At 73.1% G+C, this 19042-nt stretch carries 18 protein-coding genes; 1 reads left to right on the top strand and 17 read right to left on the bottom strand.

Going from position 1 to position 19042, the window contains the following annotated elements:
• Positions 1 to 160 precede the first annotated feature (160 nt).
• Entirely contained in the window at positions 161 to 1582 is a 1422-nt protein-coding gene (locus tag AC5WAM_RS27520) for an MFS transporter (protein ID WP_366790540.1), read from the top strand.
• Between the two features lie 63 nt (positions 1583 to 1645).
• On the opposite strand, the gene AC5WAM_RS27515 is transcribed toward AC5WAM_RS27520, so the two are convergent.
• From AC5WAM_RS27515 to AC5WAM_RS27435, 17 genes are all read right to left on the bottom strand, one after another.
• A complete protein-coding gene (locus AC5WAM_RS27515) occupies positions 1646 to 2002 on the bottom strand; it encodes an MmcQ/YjbR family DNA-binding protein (protein WP_366790539.1) in 357 nt (118 codons plus the stop codon).
• Positions 1999 to 3297, bottom strand: coding sequence for a hemolysin family protein (locus tag AC5WAM_RS27510; protein ID WP_366790538.1), 1299 nt, complete (start codon positions 3295 to 3297; stop codon positions 1999 to 2001). Before AC5WAM_RS27510 ends, AC5WAM_RS27515 begins: the two co-directional genes overlap by 4 nt.
• A gap of 4 nt (positions 3298 to 3301) precedes the next feature.
• Complete coding sequence (ybeY, locus tag AC5WAM_RS27505) at positions 3302 to 3799, bottom strand: rRNA maturation RNase YbeY (protein ID WP_138959660.1); 498 nt, start codon at positions 3797 to 3799, stop codon at positions 3302 to 3304.
• 13 nt (positions 3800 to 3812) lie between these two features.
• Positions 3813 to 4865 (bottom strand): PhoH family protein, encoded by a 1053-nt coding sequence (locus AC5WAM_RS27500; protein ID WP_399612484.1) that lies wholly within the window; start codon positions 4863 to 4865, stop codon positions 3813 to 3815.
• A gap of 135 nt (positions 4866 to 5000) precedes the next feature.
• The gene (locus AC5WAM_RS27495; RefSeq protein WP_366790537.1) at positions 5001 to 6173 is read right to left on the bottom strand and encodes a carbohydrate kinase family protein; all 1173 of its coding nucleotides are present in this window, start codon (positions 6171 to 6173) and stop codon (positions 5001 to 5003) included.
• A 39-nt stretch (positions 6174 to 6212) separates the two neighbouring features.
• The gene (locus AC5WAM_RS27490; RefSeq protein WP_495519145.1) at positions 6213 to 7502 is read right to left on the bottom strand and encodes a glucarate dehydratase family protein; all 1290 of its coding nucleotides are present in this window, start codon (positions 7500 to 7502) and stop codon (positions 6213 to 6215) included.
• Positions 7503 to 7578: 76 nt separating this feature from the next.
• Entirely contained in the window at positions 7579 to 8112 is a 534-nt protein-coding gene (locus AC5WAM_RS27485; protein WP_495519144.1) for a hypothetical protein, read from the bottom strand.
• Positions 8113 to 8164: 52 nt separating this feature from the next.
• Positions 8165 to 8833, bottom strand: coding sequence for a hypothetical protein (locus AC5WAM_RS27480; protein WP_495519143.1), 669 nt, complete (start codon positions 8831 to 8833; stop codon positions 8165 to 8167).
• A 12-nt stretch (positions 8834 to 8845) separates the two neighbouring features.
• Complete coding sequence (locus AC5WAM_RS27475; protein WP_495519142.1) at positions 8846 to 10180, bottom strand: hypothetical protein; 1335 nt, start codon at positions 10178 to 10180, stop codon at positions 8846 to 8848.
• The gene (locus AC5WAM_RS27470; RefSeq protein WP_495519141.1) at positions 10180 to 10488 is read right to left on the bottom strand and encodes a hypothetical protein; all 309 of its coding nucleotides are present in this window, start codon (positions 10486 to 10488) and stop codon (positions 10180 to 10182) included. The genes AC5WAM_RS27475 and AC5WAM_RS27470 overlap by 1 nt, the downstream gene beginning before the upstream one ends.
• A gap of 107 nt (positions 10489 to 10595) precedes the next feature.
• Positions 10596 to 11597 (bottom strand): adenosine deaminase, encoded by a 1002-nt coding sequence (locus tag AC5WAM_RS27465; protein ID WP_366790531.1) that lies wholly within the window; start codon positions 11595 to 11597, stop codon positions 10596 to 10598.
• A 186-nt stretch (positions 11598 to 11783) separates the two neighbouring features.
• A complete protein-coding gene (locus tag AC5WAM_RS27460; protein ID WP_366790530.1) occupies positions 11784 to 12692 on the bottom strand; it encodes a ribonuclease Z in 909 nt (302 codons plus the stop codon).
• 6 nt (positions 12693 to 12698) lie between these two features.
• Positions 12699 to 13052 carry a histidine triad nucleotide-binding protein gene (locus AC5WAM_RS27455; RefSeq protein ID WP_138959668.1) on the bottom strand — a complete coding sequence of 118 codons (354 nt, stop codon included), beginning with the start codon at positions 13050 to 13052 and terminating at the stop codon, positions 12699 to 12701.
• A gap of 104 nt (positions 13053 to 13156) precedes the next feature.
• Complete coding sequence (locus tag AC5WAM_RS27450) at positions 13157 to 16387, bottom strand: S41 family peptidase (protein ID WP_495519140.1); 3231 nt, start codon at positions 16385 to 16387, stop codon at positions 13157 to 13159.
• Positions 16388 to 16432: 45 nt separating this feature from the next.
• Positions 16433 to 16990, bottom strand: coding sequence for a hypothetical protein (locus tag AC5WAM_RS27445; RefSeq protein WP_495519139.1), 558 nt, complete (start codon positions 16988 to 16990; stop codon positions 16433 to 16435).
• A gap of 156 nt (positions 16991 to 17146) precedes the next feature.
• A complete protein-coding gene (locus AC5WAM_RS27440) occupies positions 17147 to 17896 on the bottom strand; it encodes a 16S rRNA (uracil(1498)-N(3))-methyltransferase (protein WP_495519138.1) in 750 nt (249 codons plus the stop codon).
• The gene (locus tag AC5WAM_RS27435) at positions 17893 to 18975 is read right to left on the bottom strand and encodes a nitronate monooxygenase (RefSeq protein WP_495519137.1); all 1083 of its coding nucleotides are present in this window, start codon (positions 18973 to 18975) and stop codon (positions 17893 to 17895) included. Before AC5WAM_RS27435 ends, AC5WAM_RS27440 begins: the two co-directional genes overlap by 4 nt.
• Positions 18976 to 19042: the final 67 nt, after the last annotated feature.

Below are 19042 nucleotides of genomic sequence, written 5' to 3'. Positions count from 1 at the left end.
CAGCTCCACTCGGCGACGGGACTTCGCCCCGTCGGTCCGCTCCCCGGTCCCCCTGGCCACCGTTCCCCCCGTCATCCGCCCGCCGATCCGCCTGGTGGTCGTACCACCAGCATAAGTTCCGGCTCCCCACGGCTATTCCGGCCGCCGCAAGCTCGTGACCATGGCGATAGACACCTCCGCTCCGTCCCCCACCGCCCCCGCCGGGCCCGCGCCCGCCGCGGCGCCCCCGAGGCTCTCCCCCCGCGACAAGCTCATCCTGTTCGTGCTGTGCGCCGCGCAGTTCATGGTGGCGCTGGACTTCTCCGTCCTGAACGTGGCGCTGCCCGTGCTCGGCGCGGACCTCGGCATGAGCCACACCGCGCTCCAGTGGGCCGTCACCGCCTTCGCGCTGCCGTCCGGCGGCTTCCTGCTGCTCTTCGGCCGCGTCGGCGACCTGTTCGGGCGGCGCAGGCTGTTCCTCGGCGGGCTCGCGCTGTTCGGCGCGGCCTCGCTGCTCGCCACCTTCGCCTGGGACCCGGCGTCGTTCCTGGCCGGGCGCGCGCTCCAGGGCGTGGGCGCCGCCGCGATCGTGCCGACCGGCATGTCGCTGCTCACCACGACGTTCCCGGAGGGCCCGCAGCGCGACCGGGCGCTCGGCATCTCCGGCACGCTCCTGTCCCTCGGCTTCACCGTCGGCATGGTGCTCGGCGGCGTCCTCACCGACACCCTCGGCTGGCGCTCCACGATGGGGCTGCTCACCGTCTTCGCGCTGGTCGTGCTGCCGCTGGCGCCCGGCCTGCTTCCGGAGTCCCGCACGCCGGAGCGCCCGCGTCTGGACGTCCCCGGCGCGGTGACGGTCACCGGCGGTCTGCTCGCCCTGATCTACGCCCTGTCCACGGCCGCCGAGCGCGGCTTCGGCGGCACCGACGTGCTGGTCGGCCTGGTCGCGGGCGTCGCCCTGCTGGCCGCCTTCGGGTACGTCGAGACGCGCGCGGCGGCGCCGCTGGTGTCCCTGCCGATGCTGCGCCGCCGCACCGTGGCGTGGGGCAACGTCGGCGGTCTCGTCACCTTCTCGATGATGTCGACGGTCGTCTTCGTCCTGACCCTCTACTTCCAGGACGTCCTGGACCTGTCCGCCTTCGAGACCGGCCTGGTGTTCGGCGTCCAGGGCGTGGTGTCGGTCTTCGCGGGCATGCGCGCGCCGAAGGTCATCGGCCGTTTCGGGCCGCGCCGCACGCTCGTCGGCTCGCTGCTCGGCCAGGGCGTGTTCGTGGCGGCGCTCCTCGCGATCGGCGAGGGCGCGTGGTCGGTGTGGCTCGCGACCGTGGCCGTGGCGGTGGCCAGCATGTTCCACCTCGGCGCGATCGTCAGCTACGGCGTCACGGTCACCTCGGGCGTGCCCGACGAGGAGCAGGGCCTGGCCACCGGCCTGGTCACCTCCACCCAGCAGGTCGGCATCACCATCGGCATCCCACTGCTCGGCGTCCTCGCGACGACGGGCGACGACACCCTGGCGGGCACGCGGACGGTCCTGGCCATCGACGCCGCGATCGTCCTCGTCACGGCGGCCCTGCTGTCCCGGGCCCTGCTCCGGCGCCGCTGAGCCGCCCGGGGACGGCGAAGCGCCCCCGCCCGGTGCGGGCGGGGGCGCTTCGGTGTCCGGCGCTCAGGGGCGGTCGAGCCGCAGCCGCTCGGCGCGCGGCAGGCCCGCCACCACCAGGTCGTAGGAGTCCTCGATGAGCTCGCGGACCAGCTGGTCGGGCAGGTCGGCGTCGGCCGTGACCGTGTTCCAGTGCCGCTTGTTCATGTGCCAGCCGGGCACGATGTCGGGGTACTGGGCCCGCAGCTGCGGGGCGATCTCGGGGTCGCACTTCAGATTCACCGTCAGTGGCCGCCGGTCCAGGGCGCTCAGGGCGAACAGCTTGCCCGCCACCTTGAACACCGACGTCTCGGGGCCGAAGGGAAAGTCCTCGACCGCGTCGTTGAACGACAGGCAGAACGTCCGCAGCTCCTGCGGGGTCATCGTCCGGCCTCCTCCCCGGAGCCGGCTCCCACCGGCTCCACGAGCACCGTCACGATCTTGTTGCGCCGCCCCGCCGCGGCCTCGGCGGTCAGCCGCAGCGCCCGCTCGTCCGGCAGCGTCACCACGGCCTTGGCGCCGGCGATCGGCACCCGCCCGAGCTGCTTGGCGAGCAGCCCGCCGACGGTCTCCACGTCCTCGTCGTCGTACGCCTCCAGGCCGTACAGCTCGCCGAGGTCGCCGATGTCGAGCCGGGCGGTGACGCGGTAGGCGCCGCCGCCCAGGTCCTCGACGGGCGGCAGCTCCCGGTCGTACTCGTCGGTGATCTCGCCGACGATCTCCTCCAGGATGTCCTCGATGGTGACGATCCCGGCGGTGCCGCCGTACTCGTCGATGACGACGGCGACGTGGTTGCGCTCCTGCTGCATCTCGCGCAGCAGGTCGCCCGCGTTCTTCGTGTCGGGCACGAAGGTGGCGGGGCGCATGGCGGTCGACACCAGGTCGTTCTCGGCGTCGCGGTTGATGTGCGTCTTGCGGGCCAGGTCCTTCAGATAGACGATGCCGACCACGTCGTCCTCGCTCTCGCCGGTGACCGGGATGCGCGAGAAGCCGGAGCGCAGCGCGAGCGTCAGCGCCTGCCGGATGGTCTTGTAGCGCTCGATGGAGATCAAGTCGGTGCGCGGGACCATGACTTCGCGCACGAGCGTGTCGCCCAGCTCGAAGACGGAGTGCACCATGCGGCGCTCCTCGTCCTCGATCAGGGACTCCTTCTCGGCCAGGTCGACCATGGCCCGCAGTTCGGCCTCGGAGGCGAACGGGCCGCGCCTGAAGCCCTTGCCCGGCGTGAGCGCGTTGCCGATGAGGATGAGCAGGGGCGGGACGGGTCCCATGACGCGGGCCAGCGGGAGCAGGACGTACGCGGCGGCCGTGGCCGTGTTCAGCGGGTGCTGGCGGCCGATGGTGCGCGGGGACACGCCGACGGCCACGTACGAGACGAGGACCATGACGCCGATGGCGACGGCGAGGGCTTCCCAGGTCGCGTCGAACTCCTGGAGGCAGGCGTACGTCACGAGGGCCGCGGCCGCCATCTCGCAGGCGACGCGGACGAGCAGCGCCACGTTCAGATAGCGGGTCGGGTCGGCGGCCACCTGGGCGAGCTTCGCGCTGCCGCGCCGCCCGGAGCGGACGGCCTCCTCGGCGCGGAAGCTGGAGACGCGGGCGATGCCCGCCTCGGCGCAGGCGGCGAGCCAGGCCACCACGACCAGGGCGACGGCGCCCGCGATGAGCTGGAGGGACATGCGCTTACGAGACGGTCGGCGCCGGAGAGGGCCCGGTGAGGCCCTGCTCGGCCCGCCAGCCGTCGACGATGGCGGCCTGGAGGCCGAACATCTCGGCCTTCTCGTCGGGCTCCTCGTGGTCGTACCCGAGCAGGTGCAGGACGCCGTGGACGGTCAGGAGCTGGAGCTCCTCGTCCATGGAGTGGGCCGTGGGGGCCTCCTCGCCCTGCTTGAGGGCGACCTCGGGGCACAGCACGATGTCGCCGAGGAGCCCCTGCGGGGGCTCCTCGTCGTCCTTCATCGGCGGGCGCAGCTCGTCCATCGGGAAGGACATCACGTCCGTGGGGCCGGGCAGGTCCATCCACTGGATGTGCAGCTGCTCCATGGCGTCGGCGTCCACGACGATCACCGAGAGTTCGGAGAGCGGGTGGATCCGCATTCGCGCCAGCGCGTAGCGGGCGATGTCGAGGATCGCCTGCTCGTCGACCTCGGTGCCGGATTCGTTGTTGACGTCGATCGACATGGCGCTGTGTCTTCTACTTTCCTCTGGACCGGCCCTTGTGGGAGCCGTTCTCCGTGCCGTTCTCGCTGTCGTACTTCTCGTACGCGTCGACGATACGGCCGACCAGCTTGTGCCGGACGACATCGTGCGAGGTGAGCCGCGAGAAGTGCACGTCGTCGACGCCCTCCAGGATGTCCTGGACCTGGCGCAGGCCGGACTTCGTGCCGTTCGGCAGGTCGACCTGGGTGACGTCGCCCGTGATCACGATCTTGGATTCGAAGCCGAGCCGGGTGAGGAACATCTTCATCTGCTCGGGGCTCGTGTTCTGCGCCTCGTCCAGGATGATGAACGCGTCGTTCAGCGTCCGGCCGCGCATGTACGCCAGCGGGGCGACCTCGATGGTCCCGGCCGCCATCAGGCGCGGGATCGAGTCCGGGTCCAGCATGTCGTGCAGCGCGTCGTACAGCGGGCGGAGGTAGGGGTCGATCTTCTCGTAGAGCGTGCCGGGCAGGAAGCCGAGGCGCTCGCCCGCCTCCACGGCGGGGCGGGTCAGGATGATGCGGTTGACCTGCTTGGACTGGAGGGCCTGGACGGCCTTGGCCATGGCCAGATAGGTCTTGCCGGTGCCCGCGGGGCCGATGCCGAAGACGATCGTGTGCTTGTCGATCGCGTCGACGTACCGCTTCTGGTTGAGCGTCTTGGGGCGGATGGTGCGGCCGCGCGAGGAGAGGATGTTCTGGGTGAGCACCTCGGCCGGGGTCTCGTCCGGTCCTTCGCCGGTCTCGCCCGCTCTGAGCATGGCGATCGAGCGTTCCACTGCGTCCTCCGTCATCGGCTGTCCGGTGCGGAGCACCAGCATCATCTCGTCGAACAGGCGCTGCACGAGGGCGACTTCACGGGCGTCCCCCACGGCGCTGATCTCATTGCCCCGGACGTGGATGTCGGCCGCCGGGAAGGCCTGCTCGATCACGCGCAGCAGGGCGTCTCCGGAGCCAAGGACGGTCACCATCGGGTGCTTGGCCGGGACCGTGAAGTGGGCTCGCGCCTGTGCCTGCGCAGGGGTCTGAGCTGTCGGTGTCTGAGTCATGGGCCGGCGCTTAAGGCCTGCACGTCCTCCTCGTCGCGGGGGCTCCCCCGCTCGGCGTCCTTCGTACTGCCAAGAGTACGACTCACCACGGACAACGCCGTAGGGCTTTTCCACGGCCGTTGGATCCCGGGGGCCTCAGGCGGAACGCCGGAAGCCGATGGTGGGCACGGCGCGCCGCAGCGGCCAGGGGCGCGCTGCGTCCGGGAGCAGCGCCTCCAGGAAGCCGTAGCGCTCCAGGGCCACGGGGTCCTGCCGGTCGAGCTCGCGCACCCGCCGCCACCAGGCGCCGATCTCCTCCCAGCCGGGCGCCGACAGGGAGCCCCCGAACTCCTGCACGGACAGCGCGGCCGTCAGCCCGGCGAAGGCGAGCCGGTCGGCGAGCGGCCAGTCGGCGAGGGTGCCGGTCACGAAGCCCGCGACGAACACGTCGCCCGCGCCGGTGGGGTCGAGCGCCGCCACCTCGATGGCGGGCACGGACGCGGTCTCGCCGGTGCGCCCGTCCACCGCGTACGCGCCCTCGGCGCCGAGGGTGACCACGGCGACCGGCACGTGCTCGGTCAGGGCGTGGGCGGCGGCGCGCGGGCAGGTGGTGCGGGTGTACCGCATCGCCTCCTCCGCGTTCGGCAGGAAGGCCTCACAGTGCCGCAGGTCGGGCAGTCGCGCCAGGTCCCAGCGGCCGGTGTCGTCCCAGCCGACGTCGGCGAAGATCGTCGTGCCGCGCCGGGCGGCGGACTCGATCCAGGGGGCGCGCGTGCCCGGGGTGAGGGAGGCGATGGCGGCCCGCGCGCGGGGCGGGCACGCGGGCGCGCCGCCGTCCGGCGCGTGGGCGTCCGGCGGCGGCTCGTGGCCGTGGCTGACCATGGTCCGCTCGCCCTCGTACGCCATGGAGACCGTCACCGGCGAGTGCCAGCCCGGCACGGTCCGTGAGGAGGTCAGGTCGATGCCCTCGCCCTGCTCCAGGGCGTCCCAGCAGTACTCCCCGTAGTGGTCGTCGCCGAAGGCGGCGGCGAGCGAGGTGCGCAGGCCGAGCCGGGCGAGCGCGGTCGCCATGTTGGCGACGCCGCCGGGGCTCGACCCCATGCCCCGGGCCCAGGACTCCGTGCCGCGCACGGGCGCGGAGTCGAGGCCCGTGAAGATGATGTCCAGGAACACGGTGCCGGTCAGATACACGTCGCAGGGCGGATCGCCCGCGCGCCGGGCCGACTTGAGCGGGTCCACGGCGGTGCCGCCGGGCGCGGCACGCGTGCTTCCCGGCGCCGCGGGCGTTCCGGCGGGTACGACAGGTGGTACGGCAGGTGGTACGGCCATGGAGGCAACGTAACCGACGGGTCCGACAGACAGGTCCCACTACCAGCGCGGCACGGACGGAGTCACCCACTCCGGTTTCACGCGCCGCATCGCCGCGTCGTCGTCACGGTCCCGCAGCGCGGCGAAGTCCTCGTCCAGCCACCGCCGGTGCAGCGCGTCGAGCCGGTCGCGGTCGATCTCGACCCCGAGCCCCGGGGCGTCGCCGACGGCGACGCTCCCCCGCTCGAACCGCGGCCGCTCGGTGAGCACGTCCTCGCTCTGCCACGGGTAGTGCGTGTCGCAGGCGTGCCGCAGGCCGGGCACGGTGGCCGCGACGTGCGTCATGGCGGCGAGGCTGATCCCCAGGTGCGTGTTGGAGTGCATGGAGACGTCCACGCCGAACGTCCGGCACACGGCGGCCAGTTCCCGCGTCCGCCGCAGCCCGCCCCAGTAGTGGTGGTCGCTGAGCACCACGCCCACGGCCCGCCGCGCGAAGGCCTCGGGTATCTCCTCGAAGGTCGTCACGCACATGTTGGTGGCGAGCGGCACGGAGGTCCGCGCGGCGACCTCGGCCATGGCGGCGGTGCCGAGGGCCGGGTCCTCCAGGTACTCAAGGACGTCTGCGAGTTCCTCGGCGACCTCGACGGAAGTCTCCACGGACCAGGCCCCGTTGGGGTCGAGCCGCAGCGGCGCCTGCGGGAAGGCGGCGGCGAGCGCCCGGACGGCGGCGGTTTCCTCCGCCGGCGGGAACACACCGCCCTTGAGCTTGAACGACCGGAACCCGTACCGCTCGGCGAACGCCCGCGCCTGCGCGACGATGCCCTCCGGGTCGAGCGCGGGCCCCCAGTCGTCCTTCTCGGCGGCCACGCCCTGCGGGTGCGCGGCGTACTTGTAGAACAGATAGCCGCTGTACTCCACGGAGTCCCGCACCTTGCCGCCGAGCAGCGCGTGCACGGGCAGCCCGAGCGCCTTGCCGAGGGCGTCCAGGCACGCCACCTCGAACCCCGACACCACGGAGAGGCGCAGCTTGTCCGCGGTCTGTGCGCCGCGCAGGCCGCCGACGTCGACGGCGGTGTCCACGCGGTGGGCGTCCACGCCGATGCCGTCCGCCAGTGTGAACAGCCCGTTGAGGTCCCCCACCCGCCGCCCCACCAACTTCGCGGCCAGCGGCCGGGCCAGCTCCAGATACCTCCCGTCGCCGTACGTCTCCCCCGCGCCGACGGTGCCGTCCTCCGTCTCCACCTCGATGATCAGGCGTGGCGTGTACGGCTGGTGCAGTCCCTGGGTGTTCAGGAGCGGGGGGTCGGCGACGAGCACGGGGGTGAGCCGCACATCGGTGACAGTGAGCATGGCGCCTCCGGCAGGGTGAACGCTGTCCACATATAAGAACGCACCCTAGGGAGGCCCACCGCCGCCGTCAATGCCCTCACTGCCAGTGCAAGGTCCCCGCCACGGCGTCGAAGAGCTCGACCATCCGGGGCGCGAGGGCCTCCATGGGCGTGGAGAAGGTGAGCGTGAGCCAGGCCGTGCTCGCCGGCACCGGCACGTTGTAGACCACCGTGGTCGTGCTGAGGGTGCCGCCCATGAGGCGCTCCGGGTCCGGCGCCTCGGTGCGCCGCTCCCGCACGGCCTCCCCCGCGCCCGCCAGCTCCACCACCTCGGCGGCCAAGCGCCGGGCCAGGTCGCCGGCCGTCCGGCAGCCGGGCCAGCCGTCCGGGGTGAGGCTCACCAGCAGCGAGGAGGCCAGGGGCACGCCGCCCAGCGTCAGCAGCGACAGATACAGCTCCACCCCACCCACCCGCCCCGCCCCCTTGGCCCCCTTCCGCAACTCCCCCACCAGCCGCTCCCTGAGCAACGGCCCACCATCACCCCCGGCGAACTGCCGCCCCACCAGAGCGACGATGGCCCGGTCGCGCTCCTTCGGGGGGTCGAGGGGGATCTGGAACCATCCCTCAGGCACGAGAATCCCGTATTCGGCGGGCGGGGTTTCCCAATGAGCTTGAGTGAGCATGTCAGGCCTCACTCCGCGCCGCGGCATTCCGCTCGTCGAAGTCCGAGGGGACGGGCACGAGGCGGATGGTGGACATGAGCTTGTCGGCCAGGTGTGTGACTTCGTCAGATCGTTCGAAGTGGAGCCAGTCGACGTCAAGCACGTAGATCTCCGCCTGGCCGGTCGGCCAGACCGCGTAGCGCAGTGTCTCGGAAAGACGGCGACCGAAGCCGAGGCGACGCTTCTCTTCCAGCACCGCGGAAATACGTAGCGCGGGACCGATAGGGACCGTGATTTCGGTCACCACAGGCGCGCTCTTCGGTTTGGCGTCACCCCAGTCGAGGAGCCGGGGGCGCCATTCCGCGGGTGACGGCCTCGGGACGCCATCCTCCCCGTAGGTGTTGCCCACCAGTTCTGCCAGCAATTCACCCCCGACGGAGTACATGGCACATGCGAGCACAGGGCTCTCCTCGTTCAGATCAAGGGCCCGCTGTGTCAGCTCGCGCTGCAAGGCAGCCTTCCCAACCTTCAACTCCAAAGGGTTGAACTGCTCCGCCAGCGACAGTGCGACCCGCTGGGCCTCCTCACGGGACCCTTCATGGAGCGTCAGGCCCAGCCAGTCGCCGTCGAAATCGAAGTCGATGATGTAGTCGTCTTCCACCCCGGACGTCCCGTCGAGTGGCGTCGGCATCGTTCTTCCTCCTCAGTGGATCTCGTCAATGAACAAGCCGCCAACCGTGATACCTGACCCGGCAATGGTCATGCCCGCCGCCCTTCTCGACAGCTTGTTCACAACTTCGTATTGCCCCAGCGCTTTACCCAAGTGCTTCACTTCCTTCAGGTCGGAGGCCACGGAGGCGTCAGCGAGCGAAACAGACCTCAAAGAGCCCATGAGTCCATTACCGCCTCCGCGCTCCTTCAGCTCGCGCCAGGCCTGACGGTATCCACCCTGAAATCCCCCTTTCCAAGTCGAGTATTTGAACACCTCGGTGACGGGCTCGCGAAGCGACGCCGAGATGTCCCCCTTCTCGATGCGTCGGCCTCTCGTGAGCTGGCGATTGAGCGCCTTTCGGTTTCGCCTGGACCGACGCGGAGTCTCCCGGCCCCCCTTCGCCAACCGCATCCTCCGCAAAGTCCCCGAAACATACCGCCCAGCCACCTTCGAAAAGGCCTTCCCCGCTCCCATGGCCAGGAGGCCCGCGGCCGACCAGGCGAGTTCTGTCCACTCCTTGTCGCCCATGGCGACCTGCGTGGCCGTGCAGGCGATGCCCGTCAGGGTGGCGGCCATGGAGACCGCGCCCAGGAGGCCGGCCAGGCCCTGGCCGATGGCGGGGATCCAGCCGACGGCCAGGGCGGCGAGGCCGGCCCACTTGGCGATGACCTCGGTGACGGCCGCGACGCGGGCGACGAAGGCGGCGAAGCGGTCCCGCAGGCCGTCCTTGAGGGAGTCGTCGGGGACGGCGTCGTCGAGGGCGTCGCGGGCCCGCCGCGCGGCGGCGTCGCGGATCCGCCGCGCCTCGCGGAGCTTCGCGCGGGCCGCGTCGAGGGCGTCCCCGGCCTCCTGTTCCTGCTGCTCGAGCTCCGCCTTCCGGCGCCGGCCCACGTCACCGTCGAGGCCCTGCCGCGCGGCGCCGCCCCGCTCCTGCGCGTCCCGGGCCTCGCGCCGGGCGATGTCGGCGATCTTCTGGGCCCGGTGGAGTTCGGTGACGTACGTGCCGGCGGGCGCGGTGGCGTTCGACTCGTAGTCGCCGCCGTGGTCGACGATCCGGTCGCCGATGGCATCGGCGGCCGCCCGGTAGCGGCGGTGCGCGGCTTCCAGACGGCCCCGGCACTTCTTGGCCCGGCCGCGGAACTCGCTGCCCGCTTCGCTGTCCCAGGAGGTCACCTCGGCGGCGGCCTTGAGGTGGCGGACCTGCCGTTCCAGTTCGTCGGCGGTGCGCCGGAGCTTGCGGCCGAGCTCCTCGACGCGGTCCGGGTCGCCGGGGACGGGGTCGCTGTCCGCGAGGGGCTGCCAGTCCCGGGGCCGGGCGGCGCCCATCAGGGCCTCTTCGGCTTGTCACAGGCGCGCAGGGCGCGGGCCAGCTCGCCGTCCACGCCGTCGTACGCCCTCGCGGCGGCCTTCGCGATGCCGGAGAGGCGTGCGACCTCGTCGGCGAGTTCCTCGCGGTGGCTCTCCCAGTCGCCCGCGAACGCACCGAAGCGCTCCGCCAGACCGCCGTCGCCGAAGTCGTCCCCGTACCGGCCTGTGAGCTTGTCGAGTCCGTCGAACGCGTCCTTGATCCGGCCGAGGCCCACGCCCATCTCGTGGATCAGGCGCAGATCGTCGATCTTCGTGTACTCGCCCACGCCCGCCGCCCCTCCCGGCCCGGTCGGCATCAAGGAGGGGCGAGCGTATCGAGCCCGAGATCAACTCCGGCGCGGCTGCGCCGGGTTGACCACTCGAAAGGGGGCCTCTAGTCGAACTGGTACGCCTCGACCTCCGCCAAGTACCGCGCGCGCAGCGCCTCTTCCTCCGGGGAGCCGTCGAGGAAGGACGCCTCGAAGGAGTTGCGGGCCAGTTCGCGGAGCTGGTCCTCGTCGAGGCCGAGGGCCTCGTGCACCGCGTGGAAGGTGTCGCCGACGTAGCCGCCGAAGTACGCGGGGTCGTCGGAGTTGACCGTGCACAGCAGGCCCGCGGCCATCATCTGCGGCAGGGGGTGGTCCTCCAGGACGTCGACGGCGCGCAGGCGGACGTTGGAGAGCGGGCAGAGGGTCAGCGGGACGCGGTCGCGGACCAGGCGGCGGACCAGCTCCGGGTCCTCGACGCAGCGCAGGCCGTGGTCGATGCGCTCGACGCCGAGGACGTCCAAGGCCTCGGTCACGTACGCGGCGGGGCCCTCCTCGCCCGCGTGGGCGACCCGGCGCAGGCCGAGCGCGGCCGCCGCCTCGTACACGGCGGCGAACTTGCGCGGCGGGTGGCCCACCTCGGCCGAGTCCAGGCCGACCCCGGTGATGCGGTGGAGGTGGGGCTTCGCGGCCTCCAGGGTCTCCATGGCCGACTCGGCGGACTCGTCGCGCAGGAAGCACATGATGAGGCGGGTGGTGATGCCGTGGCGCTCGCGGCTGCGGTCGAGCGCGCGGCCCAGGCCCTCGACGACCGTGCCGATCTCCACGCCGCGCGCGGTGTGGGCCTGGGGGTCGAAGAAGATCTCGGCGTGGCGCACGCCCTGGGCGGCGGCGCGGGCGAGGTAGGCGTCGGCGAGCTCCTCGAAGTCGGCCTCCGTGCGGAGCACGGCCATGAGGCCGTAGTAGAGGTCGAGGAAGGACTGGAGGTCCTGGAAGAGGTAGGCCTTGCGGAGGGCCTCGGTGTCGGCGTACGGCAGGGTGACGCCGTTGCGCTCGGCGAGGGCGAAGGCGAGCTCGGGCTCCAGGGTGCCTTCGATGTGCAGGTGGAGTTCGGCCTTGGGGAGGGGCATGAGGTGCTTCTTCGTTCTTGGGGGCTGGGGAGTGTGGGGCTGGGGAGTGTGGGGCGGTGGGGAAAGCCCGGCGGCCCAGGGTCCCGGGCGATGGGGGAAAGCCCGGCGGCCCAGGGTCCCGAGCGGTGGCCCGGGGGGGCTCGGCGGCTCAGGGGGCCCGAGCGGTGCTGGCGGCCCCCCGCGCCCTCAGGGGCTGCGCTTCGGCAGCGGCACCCGCATCAGGTCCCGCGCCACCGTCAGCTCCCCCTCGAAACCGGCGGCCCGCGCCTGCCGCTCGAAGACGGACGGGTCCGGGTAGCGCTGGCTGAAGTGGGTGAGGACGAGGTGCCTGACCCCCGCGTCCCGGGCCACCGCGGCGGCCTGGCCCGCCGTCAGATGACCGTGGTCGGAGGCGAGTCGATGGTCCTCGTCGAGGAACGTGGACTCGATGACGAGCATGTCGCAGCCGTCGGCGAGCGCGTACACGCCGTCGCACAGCCGGGTGTCCATCACGAAGGCGAACCGCTGTCCGCGCCGCACCTCGCTCACCTCGTCGACGCTGATCCCGCGCAGGCTGCCCTCGCGCTGGAGGACACCGACGTCGGGCCCGGTGACGCCGCGCTCGGCGAGGAGCCCGGGCAGCATGCGCCGCCCGTCGGGCTCGACGACGCGGTAGCCGTACGACTCGACGGGGTGGGAGAGCTTCGCCGCCTCCAGGCGGTACGACGGCGCGGTGGCGAGGAGGCCGTCGGCGGCGACGGGCTCCTGGGCGATGCGGACGGTCTCGCGGTACGCGGTCGCGTACCGCAGGCGGTCGAAGAAGTGCTCCCCGGAGGCCGGGTAGTGGGCGGTGACGGGGTGCGGCACGCGGTCCAGGTTGATGCGCTGGATGACGCCGGCGAGGCCCAGGGAGTGGTCCCCGTGGAAGTGCGTGACGCAGATGCGGTTGAGGTCGTGCGCGGCCACGGAGGCACGCAGCATCTGCCGCTGCGTGCCCTCGCCGGGGTCGAACATGATGCCTTCGCCGTCCCACAGCAGCACGTACCCGTTGTGGTTGCGGTGCCGGGTCGGGACCTGGCTCGCGGTGCCGAGCACCACCAGTTCACGTACGGACACGAGGTGCTATCCGGGGGGCCACTGGAGGCCGCGGCCGCCGAGGACGTGGGCGTGCGCGTGGAAGACGGTCTGCCCGGCGCCGGCCCCGGTGTTGAAGACGATGCGGTAGCTGTCCGCCTGCTCCTGGGCGGCCACCTCGCCCGCCTCGCGCAGCACGTCGGCCGCGGCCGAGGGCTCGGCGGCGGCGAGGGACGCGGCGTCCGGGTAGTGCACCTTGGGGATCACCAGGACGTGCGTCGGCGCCTGGGGGTTGATGTCGCGGAAGGCGAGGGTGGTCTCCGTCTCGCGGACGACGGTCGCGGGCACCTCCTTCGCCACGATCTTGCAGAACAAGCAGTCGTCCTGTGGTTCGCCCGCCATGGTCCAACCTCCTGATCATGTTTGCGTACGTCGGCATGCTATCCGCCCGTGTGTGCGGGCCCGCCGGGGACCGGTCCGCCCGCGCACGGGCGGACCGGTCCCGGTCAGGGCAGCGGCGGCGGCGTCTTGGCCGGGTTCTCGGCCAGCGCGGCCAGGGCGATGCGGACGGCCTCGTCGAGCTGCGGGTCGCGTCCGGCCGCGTGGTCGTCGGGGGTCACCACGACCTCGACGTCGGGGTCGACGCCGTGGTTCTCCACGCCCCAGCCGTGGCCCTCCATCCAGAAGGCGTACTTGGGCTGGGTGACGAGGGTGCCGTCGACGAGGTGGTAGCGGCTGTCGATGCCGACGACGCCGCCCCAGGTGCGCGTGCCCACGACGGGGCCGATGCCGAGGGCCTTGATCGCCGCGTTCACGATGTCCCCGTCGGAGCCGGAGAACTCGTTGGCCACGGCGACGACGGGGCCGCGCGGGGCGTCACCGGGGTAGCTGAGCGGCCCGGAGCCGCGCGGCAGGTCCCAGCCGACGATGCGCCGGGCCAGCTTCTCCACGACGAGCTGCGAGGTGTGCCCGCCGCGGTTCTCGCGGACGTCCACGACCAGGCCCTCGCGGGCCACCTCGACGCGCAGGTCGCGGTGGATCTGCGCCCAGCCGGGGGCCTGCATGTCGGGGACGTGGAGGTAGCCGAGGCGGCCGCCGGAGAGCTCGTGGACGTAGGCCCTGCGGTCGGCGACCCACGCGTGGTAGCGCAGCGGCTCCTCGTCGTCCACGGGGATCACGACGGCGTGCCGCGGGTCGCCGCCCCCGGCCGGGGACACGGTCAGCTCGACGGGCTTGCCCGCGGTGCCGACGAGCAGCGGCCCGGGGCCGGTGACGGGGTCGACGGGCCGCCCGCCGACGGCGAGGACCGCGTCGCCCGCGCGCACGGCGACGCCGGGCGCGGCCAACGGGGAGAGCCCGGCCGGGTCGGAGGTCTCCGACGGCAGGACCCGGTCGACGCGCCACAGGCCGTCATCGCCGCGCGAGAGGTCCGCGCCGAGCAGGCCCTGCCGGCTGCCGTAGCCGCCGCGGGGCACCACGTAGGCGTGGGAGGTGCCCAGTTCGCCCTGGACCTCCCACAGCAGGTCGACGAGGTCGTCGTGGGTGGCGACGCGGTCCAGGACGGGGCGGTAGCGCTCCAGGACGCCGTCCCAGTTGACGCCGCCCATGTCGGGCCGCCAGAAGTTGTCGCGCATGAGGCGGCCCGCCTCGGCGTACATCTGCCGCCACTCCGCGGCCGGGTCGACCTCCTGGCGGACCCGGCCGAGGTCGACGGTGATGTTGGTGTCGCTGTCCTCGTCGGCGGAGGCCCGCCGGTCGCTCGGCACCACCTTGAGCTTGCCGTCGGCCCACAGCAGGATCCGCTTGCCGTCGCCGGTGACGGCGAAGTGGTCGGCGTCGCCCGCCAGTTCCTCGACGCGGCGCTGGGCGAAGTCGTAGCGCTCCAGGGCGGAGCAGGGCTCGGGCCCCGACGGGGTGGCGCGCGACGCGCCGAGCACGCCGCGCACCGGGTGGCGCAGCCACAGCAGTCCGTCCTTGGCCGCGCGCAGCGTGCTGTAGCGGGCGGCCTCGACGGGGAAGGGCACCACGCGGTCGACGAGGCCTTCGAGGTCTATCCGGGTCACCGGCGAGCCCTCGCTGTCGGGGGTCTCGGCGTGCGGCCCCTCGGCGGAGTCGAAGGCGCGGCCGTGCCGCTGCGGCCCGAACGGCGACGGCGTCGTGGCCGCGAGGGTGAGCAGGTGCGGCCGGGAGCCGCCGACGAAGGCGAGGTCGAAGACGTGGTCGTCGTAGACCGGGTCGAAGGCCCGCGCGGACAGGAACGCCAGGTGCTTGCCGTCGAGCGTGAACGCCGGGCTGTAGTCGCGGAAGCGCAGCTGGGTGGCCTCCGAGACCGACAGGTCCGCGGTGTTGGCGAGCTTGAGCTGGCGCAGCGGGCGCGGCCCGGGGTGGGACCAGGCGAGCCAGGCGCAGTCCGGCGAGAAGACGAGGCCGGTGGCCTCGCCGTGTTCGGCGCGGTCGACCTCGCGCACCTCGCCGCTCTCGCGCTCCACCAGCAGGATCCGGCCGTCGTGCGAGGCGACGGCCGCGCGGCTGCCGTCGGGCGCCACGGCGAGCGCGAGCACCCGCCCGAGCTGCCCGGCGGCCAGGCGGCGCGGGGTCGCGCCGGGGGCGAGGCCGGTGGCGGGCGCGAACTCCAGGGCGTCGTCGCCCTCCGCGTCCGTCACCCACACCACGTGCTCCTCGCCGTCCACGCGGAAGGTGCGCGGAAGGCGGGCCCGGACGCCGGGCGCGGCGGCGAGCGCGCGGGCGGGGCCCTCGCGGTGCGTCACCCAGTGCACGGCGCCGCGCACCGAGACGGCGCTGCCGCGCCCGCCGTGGTCGGGCGCCGCGGCCCCGAACCAGCGGGCCGCGCTGACCGGATGCGGCTGGAGGTCGACGCGCTGCCCGCCGAGCCGGACGTCCAGTCTGCGCGGCGCGGCGTCCGACAGGTCGTCCAGGAGCCAGAGTTCACCGGCGCTCGCATAGGCGACGCGGGTGCCGTCGGTGGCGGCGTGCCGGGCGTAGAAGCCGTCGACGGGCGTGTGGCGGCGCAGGTCGGTGCCGTCGGGCAGTGAGGAGTACAGGGCGCCGACGCCCTCGTGGTCGGAGAGGAAGGCGATGCGGCCGCCCACCCACAGGGGGTGCTCGATGTTGCCGTCGAGGCCTTCGTGGACGCGCGCGAAGCGGGGGCCCGAAGAGGCGGCGGAGGCGTCGGCGGAGGTCTCGGGCCGTCGCGTCCGGATCCACAGCTTGCCCGCCGTGCCGCCCCGGTACCGCTTCCACCAGGCGGCCTCGCGGCCCATCGGCGCGGACAGGAGCAGGACTTCGCCGTCGGGGCCGTGCGCCACGTCGCCGACGAGTCCGTACGGCAGCTTCTCGGCGGGCCCGCCGTCGAGCGGCACGGCGTGCGCCCAGGTGCGGCGGAAGGAGGCCTGGCCGTGCGCGCCGACCGCGAGGACCCGTCCGTCGGGCGTCCAGCCGCGCACGGACGTCTTCGCGTTCCCCCAGTACGTGAGGCGCTTGGACGGGCCGCCGTCGACGGGTGCGACGTGCACCTCGGGCGCACCGTCACGCGTCGACGTCCACGCGACGGTGGTGCCGTCCGGGGAGATCCGCGGGTGGCTGACGGGCGTGTTGTCGGCGCTGACCCGCCAGGCGCGGCCGCCGTCGAGCGGCGCGATCCAGACGTCGTCCTCGGCGGTGAAGGCGGTCAACTCGCCGTGCGGATGCGGAAACCGGAGGTAGGCAGGCTGTGTCACACCGTCACCCTAAGCAGGCGACGCCGCGCGGGACACCGTTTTGGATCACTTGCCCGGATAGCAGTTGCAGGTGGGGTCCGGCCGCTCGGTCACCGTGACGGTGGCGGTGGGCCCTGGCTCGTCCCGGCCGGGGTCGTGGCGCGCGGGCGGGGTGTGGCGGCCGCCGCCGTGGTCGCCGTCGCCCTTGTCGCCGTCGTCGTCATTCCCCTTGCCGCCCTGACAGTTGCCGAGCACGTCGACGCGGAACCACTCCTTGCCCTCGACCCGCGCGGTCAGATTGCCTCGGACGCACTTGCCGTTGCGCACGTCGGTGACCCTGCCCTTGAGGACGATGGCTTTCCCTCCGTCGGCACCCTCGGACTTGCCCTGGCAGTCCACCTCGGCCTCGCGCGGCTCGTCGGTGGCCTTCCGCTTGCCGTCGCCGTCCTTCTTCACGAACGAGGCCGTGCAGTTGAACCAGGCCACGTCCAGGTGCTGGCGCTCCAGCTCGGCGGTGCCCATCTTGTCGGTGGTCAGCGCGATGGCGGAGGTGCTCATGTCGCCCTCGACGGGGTCGCAGGCGGCCAGCGCGAAGCCGGTGGCCGCCACGGCCACGAGGGCCACGAGGACCCGCCGCCCTCTCGCCGTGCCCGGGCCCGGGATCCGCCTACGCCGGACAGGTCGCGGTAGTCGCCTCACAGCCCCCATGGATGGCAGCGTGCCACCGCGCGGGCCCGGGCGGTAGACCGGTTGCGGCCATCTGTCCAGTCGTCCGTCCGGTCAGGACCAGCGGCCCGTGCGGCCGAGGAGCAGTGCCGTCGCCGCGGTGCCCGCGGTCGAGGTGCGCAGCACGCTGCGCCCGAGCCGGTACGGCTTGGCGCCCGCCTCGGCGAACGCCGCGAGCTCCTCCGGCGAGATGCCGCCCTCGGGCCCGACGACGAGCACGATGCGGCCGGACGCCGGGAGCGGGGCGGTGGCCAGCGGCTCGCTGCCCTCCTCGTGCAGGACCCCCGCGAAGTCGGCGTCCGCGAGGAGCCGCGCGACCTGCTTGGTCGTGGCGGCCTCCGCGACCTCGGGGAAGCGGACCCGCCGGGACTGCTTGCCCGCCTCGCGCGCCGTCGCCCGCCACTTGCCGAGCGCCTTCAGGCCGCGCTCGCCCTTCCACTGCGTGATGCAGCGGGAGGCGGCCCAGGGCACGACGGCGTCCACCCCGGTCTCCGTCATGGTCTCCACGGCGAGTTCACCGCGGTCGCCCTTGGGCAGCGCCTGTACGACGGTGATCAGGGGGCTCTCCGCGTCCTGTTCGCGCACGCCGTCGTCGTCGAGGGCGACCAGGAGCCGGTCCTTGCCCTCGGCGGCGGCCACGGTGCCGTGCGCCCAGCGCCCCGCGCCGTCGGTGAGCACCACGTCCTCACCGGCGCGCAGCCGCTTCACGGACACGGCGTGCCGTCCCTCGGGGCCTTCGAGCACGTACGTCCGTCCGGGCGCGGCACCCGTGAAGTCGTCGACGACGAACACCGGCGCGGTCATGCGGCACCGCCCGCGTCCCGGCCCGCGGCCGCGGCCAGCGCCTCGTCGAGTTCGGCCACGAGCACCTCCACGAGTTCCCCGGCGGGCAGCTGCCGCGCGAGGCGGTGGCCCTGGCCCGCCCACAGGGCCATGGCCTGCGGGTCGCCGGTCTTGGCCGCGGCCTTGCGCAGGCCGGACGTCAGATAGTGGATCTGCGGGTAGGCGGCGGGCGCGTACGGGCCGTGCTCGCGCATGAAGCGGTTGACGAGGCCGCGCGCGGGGCGCCCGGAGAACGCCCGGGTCAGCTCGGTCCGCACGAACCGGGGGTCGGTCATGGCCTGCTTGTGCAGCGGCTGCGCGCCGGACTCCGGGGTGACGAGGAACGCGGTGCCGAGCTGCGCCAGGTCGGCGCCCGCCGCGAGCACCGCGGCGATCTGCGCGCCCCGCATCAGTCCGCCCGCGGCGATCACGGGCAGCTCTACGGCCTCCCTGACCTGCGTGATGAGGCTCAGCAGGCCGATCCCGGCGCCGTCGGTCTCCGGGTTGTCGCGGTGCGTGCCCTGGTGGCCGCCCGCCTCGACGCCCTGGACGCACACGGCGTCGGCGCCCGCGGCCTGCGCGGCCAGGGCCTCCTCGGGCGTGGTGACGGTGACGACGGTGGTGGTGCCGACCCGCTCCAGGGCCTGGAGGTCCTTGCGGGAGGGGCAGCCGAAGGTGAACGACACCAGCGGCACGGGGTCGTCGCGGAGGATCGCCAGCTTCGCCTCGTAGCCGTCGTCGAGCTTGACGTCGGTGTCGCCGAGCTCCGTCTCGTACCAGGTGGCCTCTCCGGCGAGCTGGTTGCGGTACACCTCGACGGCCGCCGGGTCCGCGCAGGCGGGCTGCGGCATGAAGAGGTTCACCCCGAACGGGCGCGCCGTCAGGCCCCTGACCTGCTTTATCTCCTGGTACATGCCGTCGGCGGTCTTGTACCCGGCCGCGAGCGAGCCGAGCCCCCCGGCCTCGGACACGGCCGCCACGAGCTGCGGAGTCGAGCCCCCGCCCGCCATCGGGGCCTGCACGATCGGATGACGACAGAGAGCGTGGAGAGGGGAGACCATACGCGCATCGTGCCACGTCTGGCGGGGGCGCCTCGTGCGGGGTGCGTCCCCACCGCTACCGCTGCGG

Source organism: Streptomyces sp. JLYT201 (assembly GCF_059448825.1).
This window is presented reverse-complemented; position numbering and strand designations above follow the sequence as displayed.

Excerpts from the sequence above, each read along its gene's own strand:
- AC5WAM_RS27520 (WP_366790540.1), top strand. The coding sequence starts at position 161 with ATGGCGATAGACACCTCCGCTCCGTCCCCCACCGCCCCCGCCGGGCCC.
- AC5WAM_RS27515 (WP_366790539.1), bottom strand. The coding sequence starts at position 2,002 with ATGACCCCGCAGGAGCTGCGGACGTTCTGCCTGTCGTTCAACGACGCG.
- AC5WAM_RS27510 (WP_366790538.1), bottom strand. The coding sequence starts at position 3,297 with ATGTCCCTCCAGCTCATCGCGGGCGCCGTCGCCCTGGTCGTGGTGGCC.
- ybeY (WP_138959660.1), bottom strand. The coding sequence starts at position 3,799 with ATGTCGATCGACGTCAACAACGAATCCGGCACCGAGGTCGACGAGCAG.
- AC5WAM_RS27500 (WP_399612484.1), bottom strand. The coding sequence starts at position 4,865 with ATGACTCAGACACCGACAGCTCAGACCCCTGCGCAGGCACAGGCGCGA.
- AC5WAM_RS27495 (WP_366790537.1), bottom strand. The coding sequence starts at position 6,173 with ATGGCCGTACCACCTGCCGTACCACCTGTCGTACCCGCCGGAACGCCC.
- AC5WAM_RS27490 (WP_495519145.1), bottom strand. The coding sequence starts at position 7,502 with ATGCTCACTGTCACCGATGTGCGGCTCACCCCCGTGCTCGTCGCCGAC.
- AC5WAM_RS27480 (WP_495519143.1), bottom strand. The coding sequence starts at position 8,833 with ATGCCGACGCCACTCGACGGGACGTCCGGGGTGGAAGACGACTACATC.
- AC5WAM_RS27475 (WP_495519142.1), bottom strand. The coding sequence starts at position 10,180 with ATGGGCGCCGCCCGGCCCCGGGACTGGCAGCCCCTCGCGGACAGCGAC.
- AC5WAM_RS27465 (WP_366790531.1), bottom strand. The coding sequence starts at position 11,597 with ATGCCCCTCCCCAAGGCCGAACTCCACCTGCACATCGAAGGCACCCTG.
- AC5WAM_RS27455 (WP_138959668.1), bottom strand. The coding sequence starts at position 13,052 with ATGGCGGGCGAACCACAGGACGACTGCTTGTTCTGCAAGATCGTGGCG.
- AC5WAM_RS27440 (WP_495519138.1), bottom strand. The coding sequence starts at position 17,896 with ATGACCGCGCCGGTGTTCGTCGTCGACGACTTCACGGGTGCCGCGCCC.
- AC5WAM_RS27435 (WP_495519137.1), bottom strand. The coding sequence starts at position 18,975 with ATGGTCTCCCCTCTCCACGCTCTCTGTCGTCATCCGATCGTGCAGGCC.